A 22,982-nucleotide genomic window follows, 5' to 3' on the forward strand; every position below is an offset into this window, starting at 1 on the left:
CCTCCTCTGTTCTGCCGCCGGCACAGCGGGCTGCTGCCCGATCGGCGTGACCATATTGAAAACAAATGATATTTTATATATAACATTTGTTATTTACAACATAACATGGTAAAATACAATCGTCAACAAAAGGGAAACGGTTTGACAAAGAGTTGTGAAAGCCACACAAAAAGCTGACCCACTTTCTATTTACATAGCGCGGCAGACATGATAAATTGAGAGAAGATCGGAAACAAATGGGGTGTTTTTATGACAAAAAAGGAACAGCGGCAGAGCCTTCTGCTGCAGATGATATCCGCCCAGGGGATGCTGCCCATCCGCACCCTGGCCTCCCGGTTGGCGGTATCGGAGATGACAGTGCGCCGAGATTTGGCCGAGCTGGAGCTGGGCCACCCCTCCGACGGGGAGGAAGGGGGCTACTCCCTGCTGCAGGAACTGGAAAAGGCCAACGCCCAGAAGGAGCAGATCGGCCGGGCCGCCGCCGCCCTCATTGAGCCGCGGGACGTCATCGCCATCGACACCGGCAGCACCACCGCCAAGATCCTGCCCCACATCCCCACCAACTACGACCTGACCGTCCTCTGCTACAACGCCAACGTCCTCTTCGCCCTGCGCAACCGGCCGGGCATCCGCCTGTTGATGTGCGGCGGGGTTTACCATCCCAACACCGAGATGCTGGAGTCCGCCGAAGGGGTTTCCTTCATCCGCCGCATCCGGGTCAACAAGGCCTTTCTCTCAGCTGCCGGGATCCACCAGACCCTGGGGGTCACCTGCGCCAACCCCTACGAGGTGGCGGTGAAGGAGGCGGTCCTCCAGTCCTCCTCCCAAAAAATCCTGGTGGCGGACTCGGGCAAGTTCGGCCAGGTGCGCTCCTCCCACTTCTGCGACCTCTCCCAGCTGGACACCATCGTCACCGACACCCAGCTCTCCCCCCAGTGGCAAGCCGACTTGGTGGAGGCGGGGGTCTCCCTCCGTCTGGCCTGACACCCTCTTTTTGCTCCCACCACAAGAAAATCGCTCCCAGCCGAACTTCCGGCTGGGAGCGATTTTTTGCCTTTTCAGGGCCTCATTTTTCAAACCGCCCCGGGAACCTTGCGGTTGAAGATACAGCGGGCCTGACCGGGCTTACTGCCCTTGCTGCTGCACTGGCCACAGCTGACGCAGGCGGCCCCCTCCCCTGCCTGCAGGCGGGGGATCAGGTCGGCCTGGCGGATAAAGGGGCGGCAGAGGGAGACCATCTCAATGCCCCGGTCGAGTACCGCCGCCATGTCCTCCAGGGTGCGCACGCCCCCCACCAGCATCACCGGCTGATCGGCGACCTTTCGCAGCTGGGCGGCCCGCTCCAGGTAGTAGTTGTGCTGCCCCTTGCGCTGGTAGAAATCACAGCCGCTGAACTCCACCGCCTCCACCTTCCAGGCGGCAAACCGCTCCATCATGTAGGGCAGGTCGGCGGCGTACTCCTCGTCCCCCTCGGGGGCATTGCTGTTGATCTTGACAAAGATCGGGTAGTCCTCTCCGCAGCGGGCCCGCACGGCAGCCAATACCTCCTCCACGATGCGAAAGCGGTTCTCCGGGCTGCCGCCGTACTCGTCGCTGCGGTGGTTGCAGCAGGGGGTGATGAACTGGCTGAGCAGGTAGAGATGGGCGCAGTGGATCTGTACCCCGTCGCAGCCGGCCGCCTGGGCCCGCCCTGCGGCAGCGGCAAAGGCCGCGACCGCCTGGTCGATCTCCTCTTTGGTCATGGCGCGGGCCGGCGCCCCCGGCTCCAGGGTGAGGGCGGAGGGGGCCAGCGGCACCTCCGGCGTGGCCTTGGCCCCGGCATGGCTGAGCTGGGCCACCACTTTACAGCCGTGGCGCTGCACCCGTTTGACCGCGCTCGCCAGCGCTGGGATGTAGCGGTCGTGGTCCAGGGCGTTCTGGCTGGCTGACGCCTGGCCCAGAACATCCACATAGAGGTGGCCGGTGATGAAGAGGCCCAGGTCGTTCTGGGCCAGCTCCTCCCAGATGTCGGCCTGCAAGTCGCTCACATAGCCGGTCTCGTTGCCGACATAGTCGTGGGTGGCGGAACGGACGATCCGGTTTTTCACCGTCATGGTCCGCAGGGTCACCGGGGTAAAAACGGGGTGCATGGTCACAGCTCCTTTTTCTCGTACTCTCTGACCAGTATAGCACAGTTTCTTCCCCGCAGATGCCCAATTGGTCAAAAATTCATCCACTCTTTGGGCCATATCCCGCAGTGTGAATAGGGGGAATCGTATTTTTCATTTTTCTGTGTCTGCGAGGGGGCCCGGCTGATCTCGCCGACCAACTCAGAGGTCTGCACCTCTAAATTTCCAATTGTCTTTCCCCGGTAGTCAGGGCAGTCCAGCCCCAACTCTGATGCGCGATGGCGGATATAGGCCAACCTGGCGTAGGACAGGATCTTGGTCTGGTCTTTTGCCGAAAGGGACAATTGGGTGTAGACCCAGTCCCGATCCAGTGTTGCCCGTTCCCAAAATGCTGGTGTATTATCCCCTAGGTTCGATTGCTGAAGGAGGGATCGGACATCTGCCTCTACACTCTCCCAGCCCAATTCTTGAATTTCTTTTTGATAGTATTCGCCCTGTTCCTGATAGCCCTCCTCCACCATCTCCCTGCAGAAACGCTGTCGGTACATCCAGTGGTAGCTTGCAACCGTATAATCTGCATAGGGTTGCTTTTCCAAAATACTGGGCGCTCCGACACACAGCACCTGACGATTCTGTTCCAGCAGACTTTCCGCCTCTTGCTGCGGAGCAAATCGCTGCCACATCTGGTCAAAATAGTAGAAGCAGAGATAGGAATCTGCCGATCCGGCTTCGGCGGAGCTCTCAACAGAATCGTCCTTCTCCATCATAGGAGCAAGTCCCGCGGCGCACCGTTCGGCAAAATAAAGATAGGGCGTCGTTCCCGCGGGAATTTCAGCCTGAAAATGTTTTAGCAGGGAGGCAACCAACGCTTCGCCCTCATAGACTTTGTGCCCCGTTTTATCGGGCTTGAATGTCTGGTAAACTAACACCCCCCCGCCAACTGCCAGCACTGCCATCCCAGCGAAAAAGAACGCTTTGTACTTTCCATATCTCAACTTTTTTACCTGTGGGGCAACTGTTCGATCCAAGGTTTTCCTGTTTTGGTCAAGCTGCGCAACGCCAATGCCCACCGCCAACGACAGGAAAAAAAGCGGCAGATATTTGGTGAGCAGGATTTTGCTGTCCAAAGGTTGATTTCCGAGAAACAAAAGATTTTCTTCTCCTCCAATGGAAGTCAGCAGATGGAAAATGACTGGAACCACCGCCGCCAACAGGACTGAGCGAAAAAACGTCATAATGGCAAAAAATGCCGTGCAGTAGACAAACATGATCGTCGCATATTGCAGCGAATAGAGCAACAGATCCGTAAAGTGCAGCCATATCTTTAAAAGAAGGGTAAAGGGGAGCAGCAAAAAGACCGCATGCCCCCAGATCAACAGCACGTCAAATGACTTGGCATAGGGTATTCGACGGTAGGCCAGCAACAATTCTGCCGCCCCCGGCTCAAACTGCCCCCTAAAGTAAAATGTCAAATACCAGATGGGGATCAGGGAAATGTAGGCAGAAAATGAGTGCAGCATGTCTTTTGAAATGAGCGGAATAAATTTGTCGCTGAATTGCGCCACCGCCACCGGTTGATAGGCAATATAGGGGAGAAAAAGAAACAGCAGCAAATACGGGGCCCAGTACACCTTTCCCATATTGCGAAACCCCGAATAGAGAATCCGCAGCCGGTCTCTCATTTTCTCTCCCCTCCGATCCCCTTGATACAGCAAAAGTATCCGTCCTCCACATGGGGTTGCGCCGGCTCACTTTCAACCAATTTTTCGTCGGACAACACCCGCATCCACTCCTGTCCGTCTTGCTCGTAAACGTTGATCAGGTGCCAGTGTCCGTCTTCGTTTTTCCCCCTGGCCTCCGCCGGCACCACCCACACCTTTCCACGGGCGATCTCTTCAATCTCTTTTCTGGTGCCTGCGGCCACCAGCCGGCCGCTATTGAGGATGAGGATGTGATCGCAGATTCCCTCCACATCGGATACAATGTGCGTGGAGATCAACACCGTCGCTCGCTTTTTGATCTCCGCAATGCACATTTTAAAGTTCATTCTCTCCTCTGGGTCCAGACCGGCAGTGGGCTCGTCAAAAAAGACAACGGATGGGTTGCCCAGAAGAGCCTGGGCAATCCCAATGCGCCGAATCATTCCCCCCGAAAGGGCGCCCATCTTCTTTTTTGCCTCCCCCGTCAGCCTCACGAGCTTTAGACAGCGGGCAATCTCGTCGTCCCGCTCCAATTTGGGGATTTTTTTCAGGGTGGCAAAATAGGCGAGCGTCTCCTGTACCGTGAGCTCTTCAAAGGACATGAATTGCTGCGGCAGGTAGCCGAAAGAAAAGCCACTGCCGCGAGCATCTGCCTCGTCCCACTGCACCTGGCCTCCGTCCGGCTTGTAGAGGCCCAGAATCGTCCGCATCAGGGTCGTTTTCCCCGCCCCGTTGGGGCCCAACAGGCCGTATACCCCCTGTTCCAATGTCAGGGTGATGTCCTGTACGGCAACTTTTTTGCCAAAGCGCTTCTCCAGGTGATCTACCCGAATCATCCCTGCACCTCCAACACCTCTTGCAGAGGCCGCATATCTTCTTCGTCCATTAAATATGGATAGAGCTTTTGCAGGACGGCTGCCTCGCCGTCCTCCACGATCGACCGGCCAATTTGATAGGCGATCCCGTCGCTCTCCCGTCCCAATCTCTCCACAACCGCCCGCTTTCCGTAGAGCGAGAAGCTTAAAAACGCCTCCAACACCTCTCTCTTTTCATCGACCATCGGATTGCCGGCCTCCCCCTTGAGCACCTCCAGCGCCGAATAGGACTTCTTGGCGGAGTAATCTGGCAGGCTGCTTTCCAGGGCAAGTTGGTTCAGGCCGCGCATATTTAGGGATGTGTAGATGTGGTCCGGCAATTGGATAAAGGGGCTGACGGGCAGGTTTCCGCCGCCAACAATGATTTTGGGGCTGTGCAGCTGTTCAGCGGATAGGCCGAGTTTTTGGCAAAGCTGCTCCCTCTCTTCTTCGGAAAGGCGGAACGCCTCTTCCGCATTCATCCAACTCTGACTTTCGTCCTCGTTCATAAGGGGCATATAGATTTCCGTTTCACCAAGGCGCACAGCTTTCCCCAATCCGCCGACCAGGGTGAGCCCTCTGGCCCGCCCCTCATAGTGGCCGTTTTCCCCCGGCAGATTGCAAAAGAGGGAGTGGACATCGCTCTCAATGTCAACTTGAAACTCCTTTTCCGCCGTCAGAAAAGAGGTGTCTCCCAATCCGTTCGCCCTTTTTTGAAATTGAGCCATCGGCAGATAACCGGCCATGGGGTAGTACGGAAAGTTGGCCAACAGCAGGATTCCCTGGGAATTGCTGTAATACCCCGCGCCGTTCCCCTCGTAGAGAAAGGTCAGCGCCGATGGATCGGCGGCGGCAACAGAGACCAAAACGTAATCTCCATCCCGCTCAAAGGGGACCTCTTCCCCGCGATTGTCCTTGATGGATCGCAGTCGATAGCCGTGGTAAAGGGTAAAGGGCAGCTCTGTCTCCCGCACGTCCGCCAGCTCTACCGTGACAGCGGCTTTCAGCTCTCGCTTGATGGACAGTTCCATGTCGTATGCTGCAATCGAAACATTTCCCGGCCGCTCTTTGTCCGACCGCCTTTGAAAGTAGTCCTGATCTGCTAGCCATATATCTTTGCTCGAGTCGTATCCCCAGTAGTGCTGACTTCCACCGAGAAAAAAACCGGCCAACTGCCCAACCGCAACAACAGTGCACAGAGCCGTAACCGCCCACCCGGTCTTTCTTTTTCCCTTTAATAACCAGCACAGCACGGCAATGAAGAAAAACACCCAAAACAAAATCCGGTTCCAACGAACTGCCTCATTGGGGTAGCCATAAAAATTGTCAATAACAAAACTGCTGCCTGCTCGGTAGGGAAAGAGATCCAGAACAGACCCGTACTGCACAACGCTGTTTTGATAGCCGACCTGAACAAGAAACTGCTGAAACAAGGGGCTGAAGAGCAAAAATGCGCCAATCAGCACTCCATACGACACGATCCCCCTGCCAAAGGCCACGGCAATTGCCCCGCCCAGGGCAATCCCCATCATCGACAAAAGCCACACATCGAGGAGATAGACCTTGAAGAAATGAAAAAATACCGCAATACTGCCATCCCCCTGTCGCGCCATGATGACGCAGGCGTACAAAAACAGGTTGACAAATAAAATGAGGGAGATCGCGCCCAGCACCAACCCCTGCGAAAACAGCTGTTTTCCTCTCCCCCCGTGAATCACTCCCAGGGCCTCCCACAGCCGTTTGTCTTTGGCGCTGCCGATAAAAATCTGGCCGAGAATGCCAAAGCCAATGAACCAGATGAGCTGGCAGCGAAGCAAACAGCTCGTAAACACCAGGACGTGGTCAAACTGCAAAGCGAGGTAGATTCCAATGCCGTTGCACACGACAAACAGGGCAATGGCGGCCACCATGGTAATGGGATTTCTCCAGAAAACTTTCCAACTGCTCTTAAAAAGGTTCACTGTACACCCCGCCTGTCCGATAGAGAAGAAAAGGGAAAGCAAACGCTCTCCCCTTTCTTTTCCCGTATTCTGAAAAAGCCTAGATGGTCACATGCATGGCAGCGGTTACCGGGTGGCCGTAAGTCGATCCACCTTGCGCCCGCCCGCCAATAGCGACTAGTGCCATCGGCACGGCCACTGCCCTCACGGACATCGCCACCGCCACATTGAAGCGAGATAGCAACGTAATAGGTACCGTTCTGATAAGCTCCTTCGCCTTTAACTGTACCGGTGTTGTAATAGGTCTCGAGCTTCCCAGATGCAGAGGTCGCCGTAGAAGATGTTCTGCTGGAATAACACTTCCCCGTACCTGTGATATTTGCCGTCACCGTTTGCGCGCCCACTGGTAAAGCTACAGCAAGCAGACAACAAACCGCGGCAATACCTGCCAACACTTTTTTCGCCATCATACCCTCTCGTTTATTTTTGGGGGAAGGCCTTTCTTTAGTTATAAAATAGCATATTTTTTATTTTTTGTAAATATGTGCATTATTTTTCTCCATTTCGCCTCGTTTCTTTAAATTTTATCATATAAAGCGTAGATTTTTCGACAATGACCTTCTATATTCGATAAAATTTAAATTTGGCGAAAAGGCGTCCATGCTTGTCGAAATGAGCCTCTTTCAATAGCAGAGAGCGCTCCAGTCTCTCCGCTGATTCCATTTGTATCTTATAGTTTGACAGTGTGCCCTTCCCTGTCGTTGATATAGACACAAAAAAAGAGGGACCGGCATCTCTGCCTGTCCCTCTTTTAAAGCCCTGCTCACAGGACTGCGCATCTGTAAAAAGCTCGCTTCTTAGACCAGCTCGATGATGGCCATCTCGGCGGCGTCGCCGCGGCGGGGGCCGATCTTGACGATGCGGGTGTAGCCGCCCTTGGTCTCGGCGTACTTGGGGGCGATCTCGTCGAACACCTTCTTGGCAACGCCCTCTTTGGTCACGTAAGAGTAGACCTGGCGCTTGGCGTGAAGGGTGTTCTCCTTGCCGGTGGTGATGATCTTCTCAGCAGCCGAGCGGACCTCTTTGGCGCGGGTGACGGTGGTCTCGATCTTGCCGTTTTCCAGCAGATAGGTGACCATGGCACGCAGCATCGCCTTTCTGTGGTCGCTTGCCCTGCCCAATTTTCTAGGCATAGAAATTCACTCCTTTTGCGGGATTTGAAAGGAGGAGGGAGGTTTACTCCTCGCTCTCCTTCAGGCTGACTCCCAGCGAGTCCAGCTTGTTGATAACTTCTTCAAAGGACTTGCGGCCCAGGTTGCGGACCTTCAGCAGCTCATCCTCGGTCTTGTTGATGAGGTCCTCTACGGTGTTGATCCCCGCGCGGCGCAGGCAGTTGGACGAGCGGACGGACAGATCCAGTTCCTCGATGGTCATCTCCAGGACCTTCTCTTTGCCCTTGTCGTCCTTCTCCACCATGATCTCCGCGCTGTAGGCCTCGCCCGACAGGTCGACGAACAGGTTCAGGTGCTCAATGATCACCTTGGCGCCCAGAGAGACGGCCTCCTTGGCGGAGATGGTGCCGTCGGTCCAGACCTCGAGGGTCAGCTTGTCGTAGTCGGTGATCTGGCCTACGCGGGTGTTCTCCACCTTGTAGTTGACCTTCAACACCGGGGTGTAGATGCTGTCCACCGGGATGACGCCGATGGTCACATGCTGGCTCTGCTTGTTCTTGTCAGCCGGCACATAACCGCGGCCCTTCTCCAGCACCAGTTCCATGCTCAGGGTGGCGCCTGCGCCCAGCCATGCAATGTGCATGTCAGGGTCCAGGATCTCCACTTCGCTGTCGGCCTGGATGCTGCCGGCAGTCACCTCGCACTCGCCGCTGGCCTCAATGTAGACCACTTTCGGCTCGTCGCAGTGCAGTTTGGCAGTGAGGCCTTTGATGTTCAGGATGATTTCGGTGACATCTTCCTTCACACCGGGAATGGTTGAGAACTCGTGCTGAATGCCGTCGATCTTGACAGAGGTGACGGCAACTCCGGGCAGCGAGGAGAGCAGGACCCGCCGCAGGCTGTTGCCCAGGGTGATCCCATAGCCGCGCTCGAGGGGTTCTACCACAAATCTTCCATAAGAACCGTCAGAAGCCAGTTCTTCCGTCTCGATTCTCGGCTTTTCGATCTCAATCATTTATGACCCTCCTTCAGACAGATTGTGTCGATGTGCCCATGGGCCATCGCCGTTTCTCGCCGAACCCTCACTTATTTGGAGTAGTACTCGACGATCAGCTGCTCGTCGACTTCAAAGTCGATGTCCTCGCGGGCGGGCAGCTTTGTGACGGTGGCTTTCAGGTTCTCTCTGTCCACATCCAGCCAGATGGGGGTCGGGCGGGAGGCGTTGGCCTCCGCCAGCTCTTTGACTTTGACGCTGTCCTTGCTGGAATCTCTCACAGCGATGACGTCGCCGGCCTTCACCCGGTAAGAGGGGATATTGACCTTCTTGCCGTTGATGGTGAAGTGGTTGTGCAGCACCAGCTGACGGGCCTCTTTGCGGGAAGAGGCGAAGCCGCAGCGGTAGGCCACGTTGTCCAGACGGCTCTCGAGGATCTGCAGCAGGATGCTGCCGGTCACGCCCTCTTTGCGGGCGGCCTCCTCGTAGTAGCCGGCGAACTGCTTCTCCAGAACGCCGTAGTAGCGGCGGGCCTTCTGCTTCTCGCGCATCTGCAGGCCGTACTCGGACACCTTTCTTCTGCTGTTCTGGCCGTGCTCGCCCGGGGCGTAAGCCCGACGGGAGATGGCGCATTTATCGGAATAGCAGCGTTCCCCTTTCAGGAACAGCTTCTGACCTTCACGGCGGCACTGACGGCACACCGCACCAGTATATCTAGCCATTATGACACCTCCTGATGTTTGATTAGACCCGACGGCGTTTGGGCGGGCGGCAGCCGTTGTGGGGGATGGGGGTCACGTCTTTGATCATGTTGACCTCCAGCCCGGCGGACTGCAGGGCCCGGATCGCGGCTTCACGGCCGGAGCCGGGGCCTTTGACGAAGACCTCAACGGTCTTCAGGCCATGCTCCATAGCGGCTTTGGCAGCGGTTTCAGCGGCCATCTGCGCGGCGAAGGGGGTGGACTTACGAGAGCCCTTAAAGCCCAGTCCGCCGGCGGAAGCCCAGGAGATCGCGTTGCCCTGAACGTCGGTGATGGTGATAATGGTGTTGTTGAAGGTGGACTGGATATGTGCAGCGCCGCGCTCGATGTTCTTGCGCTCACGGCGCTTGCGAATGACGGGTTTCTTCTGTGCCATCTGTTACACCCCTCCCTTATTTCTTCTTGTTGGCGATCGTCTTCTTGGGGCCCTTGCAGGTCCGGGCGTTCGTCTTGGTTCTCTGCCCTCTGCAGGGCAGCCCTTTTCTGTGGCGGACGCCGCGGTAGCAGCCGATCTCCACCAGTCTCTTGACGTTGAGCGCCACGTCGCGGCGCAGATCGCCCTCCACGTCAAAGTTCTTGTCGATGTATTCGCGCAGCTTGATCTCGTCGTCCTCGGTCAAGTCCTTGACACGGGTGTCCGGGCTGATGCCCGTGGCGGCGAGAATCTTCTCTGCGGATTTACGGCCGATGCCGTAGATATAGGTCAGACCAATTTCGACTCGCTTCTCTTTCGGCAAGTCAACACCAGCTATACGCGCCATGTGTTCGTTGCACCTCCATTATCTCGGTATGCCAAGCACTTAGCCCTGACGCTGTTTGTGCTTCGGGTTCTTGCAGATTACCATTACGCGGCCCTTGCGTTTAATGACTTTGCATTTCTCGCAAATGGGTTTTACGGAAGGTCTTACTTTCACGATTATTACCTCCTAGTACCCTAGACGTTTCGGTTGCTTATTTCGAGCGCCAGGTAATGCGCCCTTTGGTGAGGTCGTACGGAGACATCTCCACCGTCACCTTGTCCCCAGGCAGGATGCGGATAAAGTTCATCCGCAGCTTTCCGGAGATGTGAGCCAGTATCTTATGCCCGTTTTCCAGTTCCACCTGAAAGGTGGCGTTGGGCAGTGCGTCCACGACAATGCCTTCGACTTCAATGACGTCTTCCTTGGACAAGCGAATACCTCCCTAATCTTCGTGACAGATGGATGTTCCATCGTTGTACCCGGACAAAATGGTCCGGATCTGCCGGTTGGTCGTCTCCGGGCCGAGGGGGATGACCTCCTCTGTCGGCCAGACGTGTCGTATATTCTTCTTCTTTGGGTGTTCGAGCTTTCGCACTTTTCCGTCGGCTATAAAAACGTATCCGTTCGCAGGGGACACGACCACGTAGTACCGCTCTTTGTCGCGGCCGGCAATGCTCTTGACCACACTTCCCTCTCGGATCGTCACCATCTGGTGCACCTCCTAAGGGCGGGTCAGAATCACCGGACCGCTCTCGGTGATCGCAATCGTGTTTTCAAAGTGGGCAGACAGCCCGCCGTCTTTGGTGACGGTGGTCCATCCGTCCCCCAGAACTTCCACCTGATAGCCCTTCTGGTTGACCATGGGCTCGATGGCGATGGTCATGCCGGGAACCAGCCGGGCCCCGTGGCCCGGACGGCCGTAGTTGGGCACCTCCGGTTCCTCGTGCAGGTCCCGGCCGACGCCGTGACCCACAAATTCCCGCACCACCGAAAAGCCCTGACTCTCGATATACGACTGCACCGCAAAGCCGATGTCGCCGATCCGGTTGCCCGGCACGGCGGCCTCGATGCCCAGTTCCAGCGAACGCCGGGTGGCGTCCATCAGGCGCTGGGCCTCTGGGGAGACCTCCCCCGCGGCAAAGGTGGCGGCGTTGTCGCCGTGAAAGCCCCCAATGAAGGCCCCCACATCCACGCTGACGATGTCGCCCGCCTGGATGACCCGCCCGCCGGGAATGCCGTGAATGACTTGGTCGTTGATCGAGATGCAAGCGCTGCCGGGGAACCCGCCGTACCCCAAAAAGGACGGCTTGGCCCCGTGGGAGAGGATGAATTTCTTCACCGCCCGGTCGATTTCACCGGTGCTCACACCGGGTTCGACCATCTCGCCGGCCAGCTTCAGCACCTGCGCCGAGAGGCGGCAGGCCTTCTGCATGGCGGTGAGTTCCCGGGAGTTCTTGAGAATGATCATTCCCTAGACCCCCAGGGCGCGGCGGACCAGCTCGCTGGTATCCTCTACGCGCTCCTGACCGATGACTGTTTTCAAAACACCCTTCTTCTCGTAGTAGGCGATGAGGGGCTCGGTCAAATCGTGATAGACCTGCAGGCGGTCCTTCACGATGCTTTCCTGGTCATCCTTCCGGATCACCAATTTTCCGCCACACTTGTCACAGACGCCGTCGATTTTGGACGGCTTGTAGTCGGTGTGGTAGGACGCGCCGCAGTCGCTGCAGACGCGCCGGCCGGACATCCGCCGGACGATGGCGTCATCCTCGACCTGGATGTTGACCACCCGGTCGATTCTCACGCCCGCCTCGTCCAGGGCCTCGGCCTGCGCCACTGTGCGGGGGACGCCGTCTAGAACGAATCCGTTTTCACAATCGCTCTGTGCGAGCCGCTCCTTCACGATGCCGATGATCACGTCGTCGGGGACCAGGTTGCCCGCGTCCATGTAGGACTTGGCCTTCTGGCCCATCTCGGTGCCGTTCTTCACAGCCTCGCGGAGGATGTTGCCGGTGCTGATGGCGGGGATCTTCAGCAGGTCACAGACCTTTTCGGCCTGGGTGCCTTTGCCCGCGCCGGGAGCGCCCAAAAAGATGAGATTCATAGCTGCCTCCTCTACTCTTGCCCGTTTACTCTAAAAAGCCCTTGTGATGGCGCATCATCATCTGCGCCTCCAGCGACCGGACCACTTCCAGCGAAACGCCCACCACGATGAGGATCGAGGTGCCGCCCAGGGCGATGTTCATTCCGGTGGCCGCGCTGATGCCAATGGGGCAGACAGCGATGACCGCCAGGAAGAGGGCGCCGATGAGGGTCACCTTGGACAGGATCCGGGTGATGAAATCCACAGTCGGTTTGCCCGCGCGAATGCCGGGGATGGTGCCGTTGTTCTTTCTGAGATTGTTGGCGATCTCGAGGGGATTGTACTGGACCGCCACGTAGAAGTAGTTAAATGCCATGATGAGCAAGAAATAGATGATGGCATACGCCAGGGAGTTGTAGTCGAAGATCGACAGGAACTTGCCCCACCAGGTGGAGGCGTCGGTGTCGAAAAACGCCTTGATGGTGCCAGGGATCGAGATGATCGAGCTGGCGAAGATGATGGGCAGCACGCCAGACATGTTCACCTTGATGGGGATGAACGAGCTCTGCCCGCCGTACATCTTCCGCCCGACCACGCGCTTGGCGTACTGGACGGGGACCCTCCGCTCCGCCTCGGTCATCATGACCACAAAGCCGATGATGACGACGGCCAGCACCAGGATCAGGGGGATGTAGATGTAGAACTTCCACTCGCCCTGTGCCGCCAGCTTGAAGTAGGCGATGATGGCGGAGACCAGCTGCTTGCCGCGGGAGACGATGCCGGCGAAGATGATGAGGGAGATGCCGTTGCCGATGCCCTTTTTGTCGATCTGCTCACCCAGCCAGATGATCAGCATGGCGCCAGCCGTAAAGGCGGTGATGATGACGATGGCCGAGAAGATGCCGGCGAAGCCGCCGGTGTAGAGCAGAGCGCCCTGCCGCTTGAGGAGGAAGTAGTAGGCCACAGAGAGGGCCACCGCCAACCCCAGGGCAGTGTAGCGGGTGATCCTGTTGAGCTTGCGTCTCCCCTCTTCCCCCTCCTTGGACAACCGCTCCAGCGGCGGGATCGCCACGGTGAGCAGGTTGATGATGATGGAGGCGTTGATGTAGGGGGTGATGGAGAGGGCAAAGATGGTGGCGTTGGCAAAGGCGCCGCCGGTCAGGATGTCGATGTAGCCCAGCATGCTGCCGGTCTGGCTGACCATCGACTGCAGGGAGGAGGGGTCCAGGAAGGGCACGGGCAGAGCCACAGAGCCCAGACGGACCACGGCGATGATCATGATGGTGTAAAGGATTTTCTTCCTTAAATCCGCGATCTTCCACGCATTCTTAAAGGTTTCAAACACCTTACATCACCTCAGCCTTCCCGCCTGCCTTTTCAATTTTTTCCTTCGCGGAGGAGGAGAATTTGGCCGCTTTCACGGTCAGTTTCTTGGTGAGTTCGCCGTCGCCCAGGACCTTGATGCCGTCCAGTTCTTTCTTGACCAGGCCGGCAGCCAGGATGGCTTCGGTGTCGACGACCGCGCCGTCTTCAAACTTCTTTTCCAGGTCGGCAACGTTCACGTTGGCGTAAACGGTGGCGAAGTGGTTGTGGAAGCCGCGCTTGGGCAGTCGGCGCTGCAGGGGCATCTGGCCGCCTTCAAACCCGGGGCGGACACCGCCGCCGGAGCGGGCCTTCTGGCCCTTGTGGCCCTTGCCTGCGGTCTTGCCGTTGCCGGAACCGGCGCCTCTGCCCTTGCGCTTGGGCTCTTTGGTGCTGCCGGGAGCCGGAGACAGTTCATGCAGTTTCATTTTGCTTGCACCTCCTTTTTACGCTTCGGTAACCTCGATCAGATGTGCGATCTTGGCGATTTTTCCCTTGGTGGCCTCGTTGTCGGGCTGGATGGTGACGTCGCCGATCTTGCGCAGGCCCAGCGAGTGAGCGGTGGCAATCTGGTCGTCTTTCCGGCCCTGGAAGCCTTTGATCAACTTGATTCTGTAATCAGCCATGGAGCGTGACCCTCCTTAATCCAATACTTCCCGGACGCTCTTGCCGCGGATGGCGGCGACCTGCTTGGCATCCCGCAGGGACTTCAGCCCGTTGATGGTGGCGGTCACCACGTTGCACGGGTTGTTCGAGCGCAGGCATTTGGTGCGGATGTCTTTGATGCCAGCCGCTTCCACGACTGCGCGGACAGCGCCGCCGGCGATAACGCCGGTACCTTTTCCAGCGGGCTTGAGCAGCACTCTGCCGGCGCCGAACTCGCCCACGACCTCGTGGGGGATGGTGGTGCCGTACAGGGAGACCTTGATCATGTTTTTCTTGGCCTCTTCGATGCCCTTGCGGATGGCGTCGGGAACCTCAGAAGCTTTGCCCAGCCCGTAGCCGACGGAACCTTTGCCGTCGCCCACGACGACCAGAGCGGAGAACTTGAAGATCCGGCCGCCCTTTACGGTCTTGGACACGCGGTTGATGGAAACAACTTTCTCCTGCAAATCAAGAGCTGTTGCGTCGATTTTAGCCAAAAGTATACCCCCTCACTAAAATTTCAGGCCGCCCTCGCGGGCACCTTCGGCCAGCGCCTGGACGCGGCCGTGGTAGATGTAACCACCGCGGTCGAACACCACTTCGGTGATGCCCTTTTCGATGGCCTTCTTAGCGATGGCAGCGCCGACCTTCTGTGCGGCTTCTCTGTTGCCACCCTGGCCCTCGAAGTCCTTGTCCATGGAAGAGGCAGCGGCTAACGTCACGCCGTTCTTGTCGTCAATGATCTGCGCGTAAATGTGCTTTGCGGAGCGAAACACATTCAGGCGGGGACGCTCGGGAGTGCCGGCAATCTGGCCGCGCACCCGGCGATGTCTTCTAAGCCGAGCTTTGTTGCTGTCTGGCTTCTTCACCATTATTTGGTCACTCCTTTCCTCTATTTGCCCTTACCGGCCTTGCCCTCTTTGCGGATGATCACTTCGTCCACATACTTGATGCCTTTGCCTTTGTAGGGCTCGGGCGGGCGTTTCTCCCGCACTTCGGCGGCGAACTGGCCGACCTTCTGCTTGTCGGGGCCGGAGATCACGATCTTGTTGGGGGCGGGGACGTCGATCTTGATGTCCTCGGTCTCCTCGATGATGACCGGGTGGGAAAAGCCCAGGGTCAGGTTGGCACTGGTGCCCTGTTTGGCGGCGCGGTAACCGACGCCGTTGATTTCCAGCTCTTTCTGGAAGCCCTCGGTGACGCCCACGACCATGTTGCTGACCAGCGTGCGGGTCAGGCCGTGGAGGGAGCGGTGCTCCTTGTTGTCAGAGGGGCGGGTCACGGTGATCTCACCGTTCTCCATGGCAATCTTCATGTCGGGGTGGAAGGACTTGGTCAGGGTGCCCTTGGGGCCCTTCACCGTCACGGTGTTGCCCTCGATCTTGACCTCCACGCCGGCGGGGACTGCGATGGGTTTTCTACCAATACGAGACATCTCTACTGCACCCCCTTACCAGACAAATGCCAGGACTTCGCCGCCCACGTTTGCCTTCCGGGCGGCCTTGTCGGTCATGATGCCCTTGGAAGTGGAGACGATGGCAATGCCCAGGCCACCCATGACCTTCGGCATCTCCTCGCAGTTGGCGTAGATGCGCAGGCCGGGTTTCGAGACTCTGCGCAGCCCTGTGATGACTTGCGATTTGTTCTCACCGTACTTCAGGGTGATGCGGATGACCCCCTGCTTGTTGTCATCGATGACGGTGAATTTCTTGATATATCCCTCGTCCACCAAAATCTGGGCCATGGCCTTTTTGATGTTGGAAGCGGGGATGTCGACCGTGTCGTGTTTTGCAGAGTTCGCGTTCCGGATCCGGGTCAGGAAATCTGCAATCGCGTCGGTGATTTGCATACCGTGAACCTCCTTTGGCTGTTTTTTACCAGCTGGCCTTCTTCACACCGGGGATCTCGCCTTTGTAGGCCAGCTCCCGGAAGCAGATGCGGCAGATGCCGAATTTGCGAAGATATGAATGAGGTCTGCCGCAGATCTTGCACCGGTTGTATTCTCTGCTGGAATACTTCTGGGGCCCTTGCTGTTTATTGATCATCGATTTCTTTGCCACAACAGATTCCTCCTTTACTTCGCATAGGGAGCGCCCAGTGCGCTCAACAGCTCGCGGGCCTCCTCATCGGTCTTCGCAGTGGTCACGAACGCAATGTCCATGCCGCGGATCGCGTCGATCTTGTCGTAGTCGATCTCCGGGAAAATCAGCTGCTCGGTGATGCCCAGGGAGTAGTTGCCGTGGCCGTCAAAGGAGTTGGGGTTGATTCCGCGGAAGTCGCGCACGCGGGGCAGCGCCACATTGAAGAGGCGGTCGACGAACTCGTACATCCGGTCGCCCCGCAGGGTCACCTTCACGCCGATGTTCATCCCCTCGCGCAGTTTGAAGTTGGCCACCGATTTCTTGGCCTTGCAGACGATGGGCCGCTGGCCGGTGATCTGCATCAAATCGCTGATGATGGAGTCGATGACCTTCGGGTTGTCGCGCGCTTCCCCGCAGCCCACGTTGATGACGACTTTGTCCAGCTTGGGGATCTGCATGACGCTCTTGTAGGAGAATTTGTTCATCAGAGCCGGCGCGACTTCTTTTTCGTAAAGGTCTTTAATTCTAGCCATGTTGTTTCCTCCTTACTCTAGAAAGTCTCGCCGCAGTGTTTGCACAGCCGCATTTTGCCGTCTTCCAGCACCTTGTGGGCCAGCCGGGTGGGCTTGCCGCACTTGGGGCAGACCAGCATCACCTTGCTGGCGTACAGGGCGCCCTCGGCCTTCACAATGCCGCCGGCCTCGCCCATCTGGCGGGGTTTGACGTGCTTGGTGACCATGTTGCAGCCTTCCACGATGACTTTGCCCTCTTTGGGGCTGACCTGCAGGACTTTGCCCTGCTTGCCCTTGTCCTTGCCGGAGAGGATCACCACGGTATCGCCGGTCTTGACATGCAATTTTTCCATGAGATTTCCTCCTCCTTACAGAACTTCGGGTGCGAGGCTGAGTATTTTCAGGTAGTTCTTCTCGCGCAGCTCTCTGGCCACGGGCCCAAAAATACGGGTGCCTCTGGGGTTCTGGTCTTCCTTTATCAGAACTGCCGCGTTCTCATCGAACCGGATGTAGGTGCCGTCCTCGCGGCGAACACCCTTGGCAGAACGAACAATCACAGCTTTGACAACGTCGCCTTTTTTCACGGCGCTGCCGGGGGCGGCCTTCTTCACAGAAGCGACGATCACATCGCCGATGTTGGCATATCTTCTGCGGGAACCGCCCAGCACGCGGATACACATAATCTCTTTGGCGCCGGTGTTGTCGGCCACCTTGAGGTAAGTTTGCATCTGTACCACAGTGCGTTCCTCCTTTCGGTTTTAACAGGTTCTATTTCGCCTTGTTGATGATTCTGACGAGCCTCCACCGTTTGTCCTTCGAGAGGGGGCGTGTTTCCATAATCTCAACAGTGTCGCCAATGCCGCACTCGTTCTTCTCGTCGTGGGCCTTGAACTTGCTGGTGCGCTTGATGATCTTTTTGTACAGGGGGTGCTGGACATTGTCCTCGATGGCGACGACGATGGTCTTATCCATCTTGTCGCTGACGACCTTGCCGACCCTCGATTTTCTCAGGTTTCTTTCGCTCACAGCTCTTGCCTCCCTTTCTCGTTAGTTCGCGCTGTCTTTCAGTTCCCGCTCGCGCAGCAGGGTGTTGACGCGGGCGATGTCCTTTTTCACAGCCTTGATCCGCATGGGATTCTCAAGCTGGTTCACAGCGTGCTGGAAGCGCAGGTTGAAGAGCTCGGCTTTGAGGTCAATCAACTTCGCGTTCAGTTCGTCGGCGCTCATCTCACGGATCTCAGACGCTTTCATTACTCTTCACCCTCCAATTCTTCTTTTTTGACAAACTTGCACTTGATGGGCAGTTTGTGGCTGGCAAGGCGAAGGGCCTCGCGGGCGATCTCCTCGGAAACACCGGCGATCTCAAACATGACCCGGCCGGGTTTCACGACGGCAGCCCAGTACTCGGGGGACCCTTTACCGGAGCCCATGCGGGTCTCGGCGGGTTTCTCGGTGATGGGCTTGTCGGGGAAAATCTTGATCCAGACCTGACCACCGCGCTTGGTGTAACGGGTCATGGCGATACGAGCGGCCTCGATCTGGTTGGCAGTGATCCAGGCGGGCTCCAGGGCAACCAGGCCATACTCGCCGTAGGTCACCTTGTTTCCGCGGTACGCTTTACCGGTCAGACGACCTCTGTGCACGCGGCGATACTTGACTCTCTTTGGCAAAAGCATTACCGTTTGCCTCCTTCCCTCCGGGTGGTTCTCTTGGCGTCGTGCAGCACTTCGCCTCTGTAAATCCAGGTCTTGACGCCAATCTTGCCGTAGGTGGTGTCCGCCTCGGCAAAGCCGTAGTCGATGTCGGCGCGCAGGGTCTGCAGGGGGATGGTCCCCTCGTGGTACTGCTCGGTGCGGGCGATGTCCGCGCCGCCCAGACGGCCGGAGACCTGGATCTTGATGCCCTTGGCGCCCAGGCGCATGGCCCGGCCGATGGCCATCTTCATGGCCCGGCGGAACGAGGTGCGCTTCTCCAGCTGTTTGGCGACACTCTCGGCCACCAGCTGGGCGTTGACGTCGGGCTGCTTGACCTCAACGATATTGATGTTCACCGGTTTGCCGATGAATTTCTCGATGTTCTTGCGCAGCTTGTCGATCTCGCTGCCGCCCTTGCCGATGACCATGCCCGGCTTGGCGCAGTGGATGTGGATGCGGATCTTGTTGGCAGTTCTCTCGATCTCGATGCGGGGGACGCCGGCGCCGTAAATCTCTTTTTTGATGAATTTACGGAGTTTGTAGTCCTCTACCAGGATATCGCCGAAAGCGTTATCCTTAGCAAACCAGCGGGAGTCCCAGTCTTTGATAATGCCCACCCGAAGACCGTGGGGATTTACTTTCTGGCCCATAGTTTACCTCCTCTTTCAGCTTATTCCTTTTCCTTGAGAACCATCGTCACGTGCGAGGTCCTCTTCAGGACGTGGAATGCTCTGCCCTGTGCTCTCGGGCGAATGCGCTTGAGCGTGGGGCCAGGACAAACGAAGCACTCTGCGACGTAGAGGCTGTTTTTGTCCATGTTGTGGTTGTTCTCAGCGTTAGCCATGGCCGATTTGAGGAGCTTTTGTAAGGGCTCGCTGGCAGACTTCGGGGTGTGCTTCAGAATGGCCATCGCCTTGTCGGCGGGCTGGTTCCGAATCAGGTCCAAAACGATCTGCACTTTTCTCGGCGCAATGCGCAAATGGCGAAGATAAGCTCTTGCTTCCATTTGGAATCCTCCTTTCGACCTTAACCTCTGTTGGATGTTTTGGAACCGGCGTGGCCTTTGTAGGTCCGGGTGGGGGCAAACTCACCGAGTTTGTGCCCAACCATGTCCTCAGTCACATAGACCGGTACGTGCTTGCGGCCGTCGTAGACGGCGAAGGTATGTCCAACGAAATCAGGGAAGATGGTGGAGGATCTGCTCCAGGTCTTCAGGACTTTCTTCTCGCCGGCCTCGTTCATGGCCAAAACCTTCTTCAGCAGGGAAGCCTGTACGAAAGGTCCTTTTTTAACGCTTCTGCCCATTTTCTATTTGCCTCCTTTCGATTACAGACGCCTACTTGGAGTTGGCGCGCTTGACGATGAACTTGTCGGACTGCTTGTGCTTCTTGCGGGTCTTGTGGCCCATGGTGGGTTTGCCCCAAGGAGTCACAGGAGAAGGACGGCCGATGGGGGATTTGCCCTCGCCGCCGCCGTGGGGGTGGTCGCAGGGGTTCATGACCGAGCCGCGGACAGCGGGGCGGATGCCCATGTGGCGCTTGCGGCCGGCCTTGCCCAGGTTCACGTTCTCGTGATCCACGTTGCCGACCTGGCCGATGGTGGCCATGCAGCTGGCGGGCACGTTGCGCAGCTCTCCGGAGGGGAGGCGGATCAGGGCGTATTTGCCCTCTTTGGCCATCAGCTGGGCGGAGTTGCCGGCGGAGCGCACCAGCTGGGCGCCCTTGCCGGGGTAGAGCTCGATGTTGTGGATGACGGTGCCGTCGGGGATGTTCTGCAGGGGCAGAGCATTGCCCGGCTTGATGTCGGCGTCGGGGCCGGCGATCACCTTGTCGCCGACTTTCAGACCGACCGGGGCCAGAATGTAGCGCTTGTCGCCGTCGACAAACTCGACAAGGGCGATGTGGGCGGAGCGGTTGGGGTCGTACTCCAGGGTCTTGACGGTCCCCTCCACGCCGAAGTTGTTGCGCTTAAAGTCGATGATGCGGTACTTTCTTCTCTGCTTCCCGCCGCGGTGGCGGACGGTGATGCGGCCGTAGCTGTTGCGGCCCGAATGGTTTTTCAGAGGGGCCAGCAGGCTCTTCTCCGGCTCTACTTTGGACAGCTCGGAATAATCGGTGACGGTCATTCCGCGGCGGCCCGGCGTAGTCGGTTTGTATTTCTTAATCGCCATTGGGTTTCACTCTCCTATTATCAGGCTTAGCGGAAGGGGGTTGCCCTCCCATACGTTGCCCCCGGCCTCGGCGGGCCGGGCGGGCGGTTACATCATGTTGTCGAAGAACTCGATCCCCTTGGAATCCTCGGCCAGGGTGACGATGGCCTTTTTCCAGGAAGGGGTGTAACCGGAGTTGCGGCCCATTCTCTTTTCGCGGCCGCGCACGCTGATGGTGTTGACCTTCGCAACCTTCACGCCGAAGAGCTCTTCCACCGCTCTGGCGATCTCCACCTTCTCGGCGTCTTTGGCAACTTTGAAGGTGTATTTCTTCAGCTGCATATTGGCCATGCTGGCCTCGGTGATGACGGGTTTGATGACGATGTCCTGTGCCAGGCGCATTATGCGTACACCTCCTCGAGTTTGGAGACGGCGTCCTGCGCGATGATGAAGGTATCGCAGTTCAGGATGTCGTAGGTATTCAGGGTGTTGATGAGGGCGGTCTTCACGCCGGGGATGTTGGCGGCGCTCTTGACGAGCTTGTCGCACTTCTCGGGCATGACGATCATGGCCTTCTTGCCGGCGCCCAGAGCGCCCAGCATCTCGCTGACGGCCTTGGTCTTAAAGCCCTCCAGCTCGATCTTGTCAACGACCACGACGCTCTCGCTGGCGGCCTTGGCCGACAGGGCGGACTTGAGGGCCAGTCTCTTGACCTTCTTGTTCAGGGAGTAGCTGTAGTCGCGGGGCTTGGGCCCAAAGACGATGCCGCCGTGGGTCCACTGGGGAGCCCGGGTAGAGCCCTGGCGGGCCCGGCCGGTGCCCTTCTGTCTCCAGGGCTTGCGGCCGCCGCCGCTGACCTCGGTGCGAGTCAGGGTGGAGTGGGTGCCCTGGCGCTGATTGGCCAGGTAGTTGACCACAGCCGCGTGCATGACCGCTTCGTTGGGGGTAATACCAAATACGGCGTCGCTCAGAGTGATCTCGGAGACCTCTTTGCCGGCCATATTCAAAACTTTGACTTTAGGCATGTGCTTCTCCTCCTTCCACTAGGCTTTGACGCTGTCGGTGATGGCGACCAGGCCGCCGCGGGGGCCGGGGATCGCACCTTTGAGCGCAATGAGGTTATTCTCTGTATCGATCTTGACAATCTCCAGGTTCTGCACAGTGACCGTCTCGGCGCCCATGTGCCCGGGCAGCTTTTTGCCCTTGAACACCCGCGAGGGGGTGGAGGTGGAACCGTTGGAACCGGCGTGGCGGACCACAGGGCCGGAGCCGTGGGACTCCTTCAGGCGGTGGTGGCCGTAGCGCTTGATGGTGCCGGCGTACCCTTTGCCCTTGCTTGTCCCCTTTACGTCTACGTGGTCGCCCACCTGGAAGACGTCGGCCTTGATGATGGCGCCGACCTCCAGATCGCTGCCCTCCAGGGCAAACTCTCTCAGGTGCTTTTTGGGAGCCACGTCAGTTTTGTCAAAATGGCCCTTCATCGGCTTGTTCGTGCTCTTGACAGAGGCGTCGCCAAACCCGATCTGCAGGGCGCAGTAGCCGTCGTTTTCGGCGGTCTTCTTCTGCACGACCACACAGGGGCCCGCCTCGACAACAGTCACCGGGATGACCTTTCCCGCTTCGTCGAAAAGCTGTGTCATGCCAACTTTTTTTCCGAGAATCGCTTTGTTCATGTTTTTCCCTCCTTCGGTTATTGGTCGGCTTGCGCCGACATGACCTGCTTGCTGGGCAGGAAATCGCGCTTACAGCTTGATCTCGATGTCCACACCAGCAGGGAGCTGCAGGTTCATCAGGCTGTCGACGGTCTTGTTGGAAGGCCGCAGGATGTCGATGAGCCGCTTGTGGGTCCTCCGCTCAAACTGCTCGCGGCTGTCCTTGTACTTGTGGACGGCCCGCAGGATGGTCACGACCTCTTTTTTGGTGGGCAGGGGGATGGGACCGGAGACCCGAGCGCCGGTGCGCTTTGCGGTCTCGATGATCTTCTCCGCCGATTTGTCGACCAAATTGTGATCGTACCCCTTGAGTCTGATGCGAATTTTCTCCTTGACTGCCACTTTAAATCGCCTCCTATTAGAATACATGTTTTTGGGGCGGTTTCAAAAACTAAACACTGACCCGGGTGTTTCATGTTGGGCCATAAAAAAACGAATACACTTGACGTGTGCAAGCATATCCGGGAATGGGCAT

At 57.7% G+C, this 22,982-nt stretch carries 37 protein-coding genes; 1 reads left to right on the forward strand and 36 read right to left on the reverse strand.

The genetic code is table 11. The annotated features are described in order from the left end of the window. Nucleotides 1-249: 249 nt before the first annotated feature. Nucleotides 250-984 (forward strand): DeoR/GlpR family DNA-binding transcription regulator, encoded by a 735-nt coding sequence (locus ACTNAU_RS01075; protein ID WP_216401106.1) that lies wholly within the window; start codon nt 250-252, stop codon nt 982-984. A gap of 89 nt (nt 985-1,073) precedes the next feature. Here ACTNAU_RS01075 and ACTNAU_RS01080 read toward each other — a convergent pair whose 3' ends face one another. The 36 genes from ACTNAU_RS01080 to rpsJ form a co-directional block, all read right to left on the reverse strand. Continuing rightward, entirely contained in the window at nt 1,074-2,129 is a 1,056-nt protein-coding gene (locus ACTNAU_RS01080) for an NADH:flavin oxidoreductase (protein WP_441097278.1), read from the reverse strand. Nucleotides 2,130-2,200: 71 nt separating this feature from the next. Further along, nucleotides 2,201-3,748 carry a hypothetical protein gene (locus ACTNAU_RS01085; RefSeq protein ID WP_441097279.1) on the reverse strand — a complete coding sequence of 516 codons (1,548 nt, stop codon included), beginning with the start codon at nt 3,746-3,748 and terminating at the stop codon, nt 2,201-2,203. A 38-nt stretch (nt 3,749-3,786) separates the two neighbouring features. Further along, on the reverse strand, nt 3,787-4,644 hold the full coding sequence (locus tag ACTNAU_RS01090; RefSeq protein WP_441097280.1) for an ABC transporter ATP-binding protein: 858 nt from the start codon (nt 4,642-4,644) through the stop codon (nt 3,787-3,789). Then, complete coding sequence (locus ACTNAU_RS01095; protein WP_441097281.1) at nt 4,641-6,623, reverse strand: hypothetical protein; 1,983 nt, start codon at nt 6,621-6,623, stop codon at nt 4,641-4,643. The genes ACTNAU_RS01090 and ACTNAU_RS01095 overlap by 4 nt, the downstream gene beginning before the upstream one ends. Nucleotides 6,624-7,459: 836 nt before the next feature. Next, complete coding sequence (gene rplQ / locus ACTNAU_RS01100; protein WP_185915768.1) at nt 7,460-7,795, reverse strand: 50S ribosomal protein L17; 336 nt, start codon at nt 7,793-7,795, stop codon at nt 7,460-7,462. A gap of 43 nt (nt 7,796-7,838) precedes the next feature. Then, complete coding sequence (locus tag ACTNAU_RS01105; RefSeq protein ID WP_441097282.1) at nt 7,839-8,789, reverse strand: DNA-directed RNA polymerase subunit alpha; 951 nt, start codon at nt 8,787-8,789, stop codon at nt 7,839-7,841. 71 nt (nt 8,790-8,860) lie between these two features. Continuing rightward, nucleotides 8,861-9,490 (reverse strand): 30S ribosomal protein S4, encoded by a 630-nt coding sequence (gene rpsD, locus ACTNAU_RS01110; protein WP_021659703.1) that lies wholly within the window; start codon nt 9,488-9,490, stop codon nt 8,861-8,863. 22 nt (nt 9,491-9,512) lie between these two features. Then, nucleotides 9,513-9,905 carry a 30S ribosomal protein S11 gene (rpsK, locus tag ACTNAU_RS01115; RefSeq protein ID WP_021659702.1) on the reverse strand — a complete coding sequence of 131 codons (393 nt, stop codon included), beginning with the start codon at nt 9,903-9,905 and terminating at the stop codon, nt 9,513-9,515. 16 nt (nt 9,906-9,921) lie between these two features. After that, complete coding sequence (gene rpsM, locus ACTNAU_RS01120) at nt 9,922-10,290, reverse strand: 30S ribosomal protein S13 (protein ID WP_021659701.1); 369 nt, start codon at nt 10,288-10,290, stop codon at nt 9,922-9,924. A 39-nt stretch (nt 10,291-10,329) separates the two neighbouring features. Continuing rightward, complete coding sequence (gene rpmJ / locus ACTNAU_RS01125; RefSeq protein WP_073261210.1) at nt 10,330-10,443, reverse strand: 50S ribosomal protein L36; 114 nt, start codon at nt 10,441-10,443, stop codon at nt 10,330-10,332. Between the two features lie 37 nt (nt 10,444-10,480). Further along, the gene (gene infA / locus ACTNAU_RS01130) at nt 10,481-10,699 is read right to left on the reverse strand and encodes a translation initiation factor IF-1 (RefSeq protein WP_021659699.1); all 219 of its coding nucleotides are present in this window, start codon (nt 10,697-10,699) and stop codon (nt 10,481-10,483) included. A gap of 12 nt (nt 10,700-10,711) precedes the next feature. Further along, nucleotides 10,712-10,978, reverse strand: coding sequence for a KOW domain-containing RNA-binding protein (locus tag ACTNAU_RS01135; protein WP_441097283.1), 267 nt, complete (start codon nt 10,976-10,978; stop codon nt 10,712-10,714). A gap of 12 nt (nt 10,979-10,990) precedes the next feature. Beyond that, nucleotides 10,991-11,737 (reverse strand): type I methionyl aminopeptidase, encoded by a 747-nt coding sequence (gene map, locus ACTNAU_RS01140; protein ID WP_185915770.1) that lies wholly within the window; start codon nt 11,735-11,737, stop codon nt 10,991-10,993. 3 nt (nt 11,738-11,740) lie between these two features. Then, nucleotides 11,741-12,373: an adenylate kinase gene (locus ACTNAU_RS01145; protein ID WP_021659696.1), complete on the reverse strand. Its 633-nt coding sequence runs from the start codon at nt 12,371-12,373 to the stop codon at nt 11,741-11,743. A gap of 25 nt (nt 12,374-12,398) precedes the next feature. Next, on the reverse strand, nt 12,399-13,697 hold the full coding sequence (gene secY / locus ACTNAU_RS01150; protein WP_185915771.1) for a preprotein translocase subunit SecY: 1,299 nt from the start codon (nt 13,695-13,697) through the stop codon (nt 12,399-12,401). Nucleotide 13,698: 1 nt separating this feature from the next. Next, on the reverse strand, nt 13,699-14,142 hold the full coding sequence (rplO, locus tag ACTNAU_RS01155; protein ID WP_021659694.1) for a 50S ribosomal protein L15: 444 nt from the start codon (nt 14,140-14,142) through the stop codon (nt 13,699-13,701). A gap of 18 nt (nt 14,143-14,160) precedes the next feature. Further along, on the reverse strand, nt 14,161-14,340 hold the full coding sequence (gene rpmD / locus ACTNAU_RS01160) for a 50S ribosomal protein L30 (RefSeq protein WP_021659693.1): 180 nt from the start codon (nt 14,338-14,340) through the stop codon (nt 14,161-14,163). Nucleotides 14,341-14,355: 15 nt separating this feature from the next. After that, a complete protein-coding gene (gene rpsE, locus ACTNAU_RS01165; RefSeq protein WP_021659692.1) occupies nt 14,356-14,856 on the reverse strand; it encodes a 30S ribosomal protein S5 in 501 nt (166 codons plus the stop codon). Between the two features lie 15 nt (nt 14,857-14,871). Further along, a complete protein-coding gene (rplR, locus tag ACTNAU_RS01170) occupies nt 14,872-15,231 on the reverse strand; it encodes a 50S ribosomal protein L18 (protein ID WP_021659691.1) in 360 nt (119 codons plus the stop codon). A 20-nt stretch (nt 15,232-15,251) separates the two neighbouring features. Next, a complete protein-coding gene (gene rplF / locus ACTNAU_RS01175; protein WP_021659690.1) occupies nt 15,252-15,794 on the reverse strand; it encodes a 50S ribosomal protein L6 in 543 nt (180 codons plus the stop codon). A gap of 15 nt (nt 15,795-15,809) precedes the next feature. Continuing rightward, nucleotides 15,810-16,208, reverse strand: a complete 399-nt coding sequence (gene rpsH, locus ACTNAU_RS01180; protein WP_021659689.1) for a 30S ribosomal protein S8 — start codon at nt 16,206-16,208, stop codon at nt 15,810-15,812. 25 nt (nt 16,209-16,233) lie between these two features. Further along, the gene (locus ACTNAU_RS01185; RefSeq protein WP_044992686.1) at nt 16,234-16,419 is read right to left on the reverse strand and encodes a type Z 30S ribosomal protein S14; all 186 of its coding nucleotides are present in this window, start codon (nt 16,417-16,419) and stop codon (nt 16,234-16,236) included. 14 nt (nt 16,420-16,433) lie between these two features. Next, nucleotides 16,434-16,973: a 50S ribosomal protein L5 gene (gene rplE, locus ACTNAU_RS01190; RefSeq protein WP_185915772.1), complete on the reverse strand. Its 540-nt coding sequence runs from the start codon at nt 16,971-16,973 to the stop codon at nt 16,434-16,436. Between the two features lie 17 nt (nt 16,974-16,990). Beyond that, on the reverse strand, nt 16,991-17,305 hold the full coding sequence (rplX, locus tag ACTNAU_RS01195) for a 50S ribosomal protein L24 (RefSeq protein WP_021659686.1): 315 nt from the start codon (nt 17,303-17,305) through the stop codon (nt 16,991-16,993). 15 nt (nt 17,306-17,320) lie between these two features. After that, a complete protein-coding gene (rplN, locus tag ACTNAU_RS01200) occupies nt 17,321-17,680 on the reverse strand; it encodes a 50S ribosomal protein L14 (protein ID WP_021659685.1) in 360 nt (119 codons plus the stop codon). A gap of 40 nt (nt 17,681-17,720) precedes the next feature. Continuing rightward, nucleotides 17,721-17,978 (reverse strand): 30S ribosomal protein S17, encoded by a 258-nt coding sequence (gene rpsQ, locus ACTNAU_RS01205; protein WP_059004310.1) that lies wholly within the window; start codon nt 17,976-17,978, stop codon nt 17,721-17,723. A 21-nt stretch (nt 17,979-17,999) separates the two neighbouring features. Next, nucleotides 18,000-18,203, reverse strand: coding sequence for a 50S ribosomal protein L29 (rpmC, locus tag ACTNAU_RS01210; protein ID WP_021659683.1), 204 nt, complete (start codon nt 18,201-18,203; stop codon nt 18,000-18,002). Beyond that, nucleotides 18,203-18,628: a 50S ribosomal protein L16 gene (gene rplP / locus ACTNAU_RS01215; RefSeq protein WP_021659682.1), complete on the reverse strand. Its 426-nt coding sequence runs from the start codon at nt 18,626-18,628 to the stop codon at nt 18,203-18,205. Before rplP ends, rpmC begins: the two co-directional genes overlap by 1 nt. Beyond that, nucleotides 18,628-19,296 carry a 30S ribosomal protein S3 gene (gene rpsC / locus ACTNAU_RS01220; protein WP_021659681.1) on the reverse strand — a complete coding sequence of 223 codons (669 nt, stop codon included), beginning with the start codon at nt 19,294-19,296 and terminating at the stop codon, nt 18,628-18,630. Before rpsC ends, rplP begins: the two co-directional genes overlap by 1 nt. A gap of 20 nt (nt 19,297-19,316) precedes the next feature. Next, nucleotides 19,317-19,652 (reverse strand): 50S ribosomal protein L22, encoded by a 336-nt coding sequence (gene rplV / locus ACTNAU_RS01225; RefSeq protein ID WP_021659680.1) that lies wholly within the window; start codon nt 19,650-19,652, stop codon nt 19,317-19,319. Between the two features lie 20 nt (nt 19,653-19,672). Then, on the reverse strand, nt 19,673-19,951 hold the full coding sequence (gene rpsS / locus ACTNAU_RS01230; RefSeq protein ID WP_021659679.1) for a 30S ribosomal protein S19: 279 nt from the start codon (nt 19,949-19,951) through the stop codon (nt 19,673-19,675). 31 nt (nt 19,952-19,982) lie between these two features. Beyond that, nucleotides 19,983-20,816, reverse strand: coding sequence for a 50S ribosomal protein L2 (gene rplB / locus ACTNAU_RS01235; RefSeq protein WP_185915773.1), 834 nt, complete (start codon nt 20,814-20,816; stop codon nt 19,983-19,985). A gap of 87 nt (nt 20,817-20,903) precedes the next feature. After that, nucleotides 20,904-21,197: a 50S ribosomal protein L23 gene (rplW, locus tag ACTNAU_RS01240; RefSeq protein WP_021659677.1), complete on the reverse strand. Its 294-nt coding sequence runs from the start codon at nt 21,195-21,197 to the stop codon at nt 20,904-20,906. Further along, nucleotides 21,197-21,820, reverse strand: a complete 624-nt coding sequence (rplD, locus tag ACTNAU_RS01245; protein ID WP_185915774.1) for a 50S ribosomal protein L4 — start codon at nt 21,818-21,820, stop codon at nt 21,197-21,199. The genes rplW and rplD overlap by 1 nt, the downstream gene beginning before the upstream one ends. A gap of 18 nt (nt 21,821-21,838) precedes the next feature. After that, nucleotides 21,839-22,468, reverse strand: coding sequence for a 50S ribosomal protein L3 (gene rplC / locus ACTNAU_RS01250; protein ID WP_021659675.1), 630 nt, complete (start codon nt 22,466-22,468; stop codon nt 21,839-21,841). A gap of 69 nt (nt 22,469-22,537) precedes the next feature. Continuing rightward, a complete protein-coding gene (gene rpsJ / locus ACTNAU_RS01255; RefSeq protein ID WP_044992681.1) occupies nt 22,538-22,849 on the reverse strand; it encodes a 30S ribosomal protein S10 in 312 nt (103 codons plus the stop codon). Nucleotides 22,850-22,982 lie beyond the last annotated feature (133 nt).

The sequence above is a fragment of the Bittarella sp. HCP28S3_D9 genome (assembly GCF_052065655.1).
Classification (GTDB): Bacteria; Bacillota; Clostridia; order Oscillospirales; family Ruminococcaceae; genus Bittarella; species Bittarella massiliensis.

Bases quoted from the DNA above. Each gene is read 5' to 3' on its own strand.
- ACTNAU_RS01075 (WP_216401106.1), top strand. From the start codon at position 250: ATGACAAAAAAGGAACAGCGGCAGAGCCTTCTGCTGCAGATGATATCC.
- ACTNAU_RS01080 (WP_441097278.1), bottom strand. From the start codon at position 2,129: ATGCACCCCGTTTTTACCCCGGTGACCCTGCGGACCATGACGGTGAAA.
- ACTNAU_RS01085 (WP_441097279.1), bottom strand. From the start codon at position 3,748: ATGGGAAAGGTGTACTGGGCCCCGTATTTGCTGCTGTTTCTTTTTCTC.
- ACTNAU_RS01090 (WP_441097280.1), bottom strand. From the start codon at position 4,644: ATGATTCGGGTAGATCACCTGGAGAAGCGCTTTGGCAAAAAAGTTGCC.
- rplQ (WP_185915768.1), bottom strand. From the start codon at position 7,795: ATGCCTAGAAAATTGGGCAGGGCAAGCGACCACAGAAAGGCGATGCTG.
- ACTNAU_RS01105 (WP_441097282.1), bottom strand. From the start codon at position 8,789: ATGATTGAGATCGAAAAGCCGAGAATCGAGACGGAAGAACTGGCTTCT.
- rpsD (WP_021659703.1), bottom strand. From the start codon at position 9,490: ATGGCTAGATATACTGGTGCGGTGTGCCGTCAGTGCCGCCGTGAAGGT.
- rpsK (WP_021659702.1), bottom strand. From the start codon at position 9,905: ATGGCACAGAAGAAACCCGTCATTCGCAAGCGCCGTGAGCGCAAGAAC.
- rpsM (WP_021659701.1), bottom strand. From the start codon at position 10,290: ATGGCGCGTATAGCTGGTGTTGACTTGCCGAAAGAGAAGCGAGTCGAA.
- ACTNAU_RS01135 (WP_441097283.1), bottom strand. From the start codon at position 10,978: ATGGTGACGATCCGAGAGGGAAGTGTGGTCAAGAGCATTGCCGGCCGC.
- map (WP_185915770.1), bottom strand. From the start codon at position 11,737: ATGATCATTCTCAAGAACTCCCGGGAACTCACCGCCATGCAGAAGGCC.
- ACTNAU_RS01145 (WP_021659696.1), bottom strand. From the start codon at position 12,373: ATGAATCTCATCTTTTTGGGCGCTCCCGGCGCGGGCAAAGGCACCCAG.
- rplO (WP_021659694.1), bottom strand. From the start codon at position 14,142: ATGAAACTGCATGAACTGTCTCCGGCTCCCGGCAGCACCAAAGAGCCC.
- rpmD (WP_021659693.1), bottom strand. From the start codon at position 14,340: ATGGCTGATTACAGAATCAAGTTGATCAAAGGCTTCCAGGGCCGGAAA.
- rplR (WP_021659691.1), bottom strand. From the start codon at position 15,231: ATGGTGAAGAAGCCAGACAGCAACAAAGCTCGGCTTAGAAGACATCGC.
- rplF (WP_021659690.1), bottom strand. From the start codon at position 15,794: ATGTCTCGTATTGGTAGAAAACCCATCGCAGTCCCCGCCGGCGTGGAG.
- rpsH (WP_021659689.1), bottom strand. From the start codon at position 16,208: ATGCAAATCACCGACGCGATTGCAGATTTCCTGACCCGGATCCGGAAC.
- rplE (WP_185915772.1), bottom strand. From the start codon at position 16,973: ATGGCTAGAATTAAAGACCTTTACGAAAAAGAAGTCGCGCCGGCTCTG.
- rplX (WP_021659686.1), bottom strand. From the start codon at position 17,305: ATGGAAAAATTGCATGTCAAGACCGGCGATACCGTGGTGATCCTCTCC.
- rplN (WP_021659685.1), bottom strand. From the start codon at position 17,680: ATGCAAACTTACCTCAAGGTGGCCGACAACACCGGCGCCAAAGAGATT.
- rpmC (WP_021659683.1), bottom strand. From the start codon at position 18,203: ATGAAAGCGTCTGAGATCCGTGAGATGAGCGCCGACGAACTGAACGCG.
- rplP (WP_021659682.1), bottom strand. From the start codon at position 18,628: ATGCTTTTGCCAAAGAGAGTCAAGTATCGCCGCGTGCACAGAGGTCGT.
- rpsC (WP_021659681.1), bottom strand. From the start codon at position 19,296: ATGGGCCAGAAAGTAAATCCCCACGGTCTTCGGGTGGGCATTATCAAA.
- rplV (WP_021659680.1), bottom strand. From the start codon at position 19,652: ATGGAAGCAAGAGCTTATCTTCGCCATTTGCGCATTGCGCCGAGAAAA.
- rpsS (WP_021659679.1), bottom strand. From the start codon at position 19,951: ATGGGCAGAAGCGTTAAAAAAGGACCTTTCGTACAGGCTTCCCTGCTG.
- rplB (WP_185915773.1), bottom strand. From the start codon at position 20,816: ATGGCGATTAAGAAATACAAACCGACTACGCCGGGCCGCCGCGGAATG.
- rplW (WP_021659677.1), bottom strand. From the start codon at position 21,197: ATGCGCCTGGCACAGGACATCGTCATCAAACCCGTCATCACCGAGGCC.
- rplD (WP_185915774.1), bottom strand. From the start codon at position 21,820: ATGCCTAAAGTCAAAGTTTTGAATATGGCCGGCAAAGAGGTCTCCGAG.
- rplC (WP_021659675.1), bottom strand. From the start codon at position 22,468: ATGAACAAAGCGATTCTCGGAAAAAAAGTTGGCATGACACAGCTTTTC.